This window comes from Salipiger sp. D13 (genome assembly GCF_003703915.1).
In the GTDB taxonomy this organism is placed as follows: domain Bacteria; phylum Pseudomonadota; class Alphaproteobacteria; order Rhodobacterales; family Rhodobacteraceae; genus Salipiger; species Salipiger profundus.
This window is the reverse complement of the sequence record NZ_RAPJ01000094.1, coordinates 1-2,406: the sequence shown is the minus strand read 5'-3', so window position 1 is coordinate 2,406 and position 2,406 is coordinate 1. Positions and strand designations below refer to the sequence as shown.

Below are 2,406 nucleotides of genomic sequence, written 5' to 3'. Positions count from 1 at the left end.
GCATCACACGCAAAAGATTGCGGCTGCCAAAGCCGGCTTCAGCGTCAGCACCGGAGCCCGGATCGAACGTGACCCCCGCCCTCCATCTCAGAAACGACGTGAGCGCCGACACGGAGGCGGCAAGCCCGACCCTTTGGCCGGCCTGTGGGATGAAGAGATCGTTCCGCTGATCGAAGCGACACCGGGCCTTCGGCCGATCGCGGTGCTCGAGGAGATGCAGTACCGTCATCCGGACCGGGACCTGAGCTCTGCGCGCCGCACCTTGGAGCGCCGGATGCGGCTTTGGCGCGCCGAACACGGGCCGGACAGGGAAGTGATCTTCCGCCAGTCACACCCGCCGGGACGGGAGGGCATGTCCGACTTCTTCGACGCGCGCGCGCTCGGCGTCACGATTGCCGGAGTGCCCTTGGCGCATCGGATCTATCACTTCACCCTGGTCCACTCGGGCTGGGAGCATGCCGAGGTGGTGCTTGGCGGCGAGAGCTACACCGCCTTGGCTGGCGGATTGCAGAACGCCTTATGGCTTCTCGGCGGCGCCCCGCGCGAACATCGGACGGACAGCTTGTCGGCTGCCTTCGCCAATCTCGATCGGGATGCCCGAGAGGACCTGCGCACACGCTATGACGCGCTGTGTGCCGACTACGGCATGGAAGCGACCCGGAACAATCGCGGCATTGCACACGAAAACGGGTCTATCGAGAGTCGGCACGGGCATCTCAAGACCCGCTTGGAGCAGGCCCTGCTGCTGCGTGGCAGTCATGACTTCGATGAGTTGGACGACTGGCGACACTTCGTTGCCCAGGTCGTCGCGCGCCACAATGCACGGCATCGGGACCGCCTGAGGGTCGAACGGCCACATCTGCAGCCGCTTCCGGCGCGCCGTAGCTGTGATTACGACGAGGCGCGCGTGAGGGTGACCTCGTCGGGCGGCTTCGTGTTCCGAAAGGTGTTCTACACCGTTCACTCTCGCCTGATCGGCTACGAGCTGAAGCTGCGCATCTTCGATGATCGCCTGGAGCTGTTCCTCGGCGGCACACCCCTCGAGACCCTACCGCGCGGGCGCCCGCCTGCCGGCGGGCGTGGGGGTCATGGCTATGTCGTTAGCTACCATCACGTCATCCACAGCTTGCGGGCCAAGCCTCAGGCCATCGCCAATCTGACCTACCGCGACGCGCTCTTCCCTCGCACTGAATACCGCCGATGCTGGGACGCGCTGACGGCTGCCGGACCGCTGCGGCAAGCCTGCCGGATCATGGTCGGCCTGCTGTGGCTCGCCCATGATCAGACCTGCGAGGCGGAATTGGCCGCGGCCCTCTCGGCAATCCTTGCCCGAGGCGAACTTCCGGTCCTCGGGGAACTGCGCTCCCGCTTCACGCGGACCGAAGGCGATGGTGGGCCCGATGTCCCGGTCTGCATCCCCTCTGCCGGCAGCTACGATGACCTGATCCAAGGACAGGGAGCGGCCGCATGAGCATGACCGTGGAAACCGCAACACTGCCGACCTTACTGACGGCGCTCAGGCTGCCCACGGTTGCCCGCCTCTGGCCGGAGTTCTGCACCCGTGCCGACAAGGAGGGTTGGCCGGCCGAACGCTTGTTGGCGGCGCTGTGCGAGCTGGAGCTGAGCGAGCGGGAACAGCGCCGCATCCAACGTCATCTTGCCGCTGCAAGGCTGCCACAAGGGAAAACGCTCGACGCCTTCGACTTCCTGGCGGTCCCCACCTTGAGCCAGGCCCGCGTCAGAGCGCTGGTCGAAGGCGACAGCTGGCTGCAGGCAGGGCACAATTTGCTGGCCTTCGGCCCGCCCGGCTCGGGCAAGACGCACCTCGCGGGGGCCATCGGATACGAACTCATCCAACGAGGGTACCGTGTGCTTATGGCAAGGACGTCGGACCTGGTCCAACGCCTGCAAGTGGCGCGGCAGGACCTGGCGCTCACTCAGGAGATCGCGAAGCTCGACAAGTTCGACCTGCTCATCCTCGACGACCTGTCGTACGTGCGAAAGGACCAGGCCGAGACCAGTGCCCTCTTCGAGCTCATCTCCGCACGATACGAGCGGCGCTCTATCATGATCACGGCCAATCAGCCGTTCAGTGGTTGGGACGCCATCTTCCCCGACAGGGCGATGACCATCGCCGCCATCGATCGGCTCGTTCACCATGCAACAATCTTCGAGATGAACGTCGAAAGCTACCGACGCCGTGCCGCCTATGCCGCCGCGACATCGCTCAGCGACATCGAAGATGACCGCGACAAACAACAGCCCGAAAAGGAGATCGCCACAGCGAAGGACAACTCGCGGCCAGCGACATTGAGCAGCGACATCGAAACTTGATCTGACGGCCGCAAACCGGCACCGTCAAAAAACGTCACCGTCATCCACCTGCGATGTCGCCCAGCACTCAAC

Annotated in this window: 2 protein-coding genes; both read left to right on the top strand. The window is 64.8% G+C overall.

The window, feature by feature from the left end; genetic code table 11:
- Nucleotides 1-1,471, top strand: a 1,471-nt coding sequence (gene istA, locus D6860_RS25040) for an IS21 family transposase (RefSeq protein WP_128549329.1), incomplete at its 5' end; no start/stop codon positions are given.
- Complete coding sequence (istB, locus tag D6860_RS25035; protein ID WP_017467646.1) at nucleotides 1,468-2,334, top strand: IS21-like element helper ATPase IstB; 867 nt, start codon at nucleotides 1,468-1,470, stop codon at nucleotides 2,332-2,334. The genes istA and istB, both read left to right, overlap by 4 nt.
- Nucleotides 2,335-2,406: the final 72 nt, after the last annotated feature.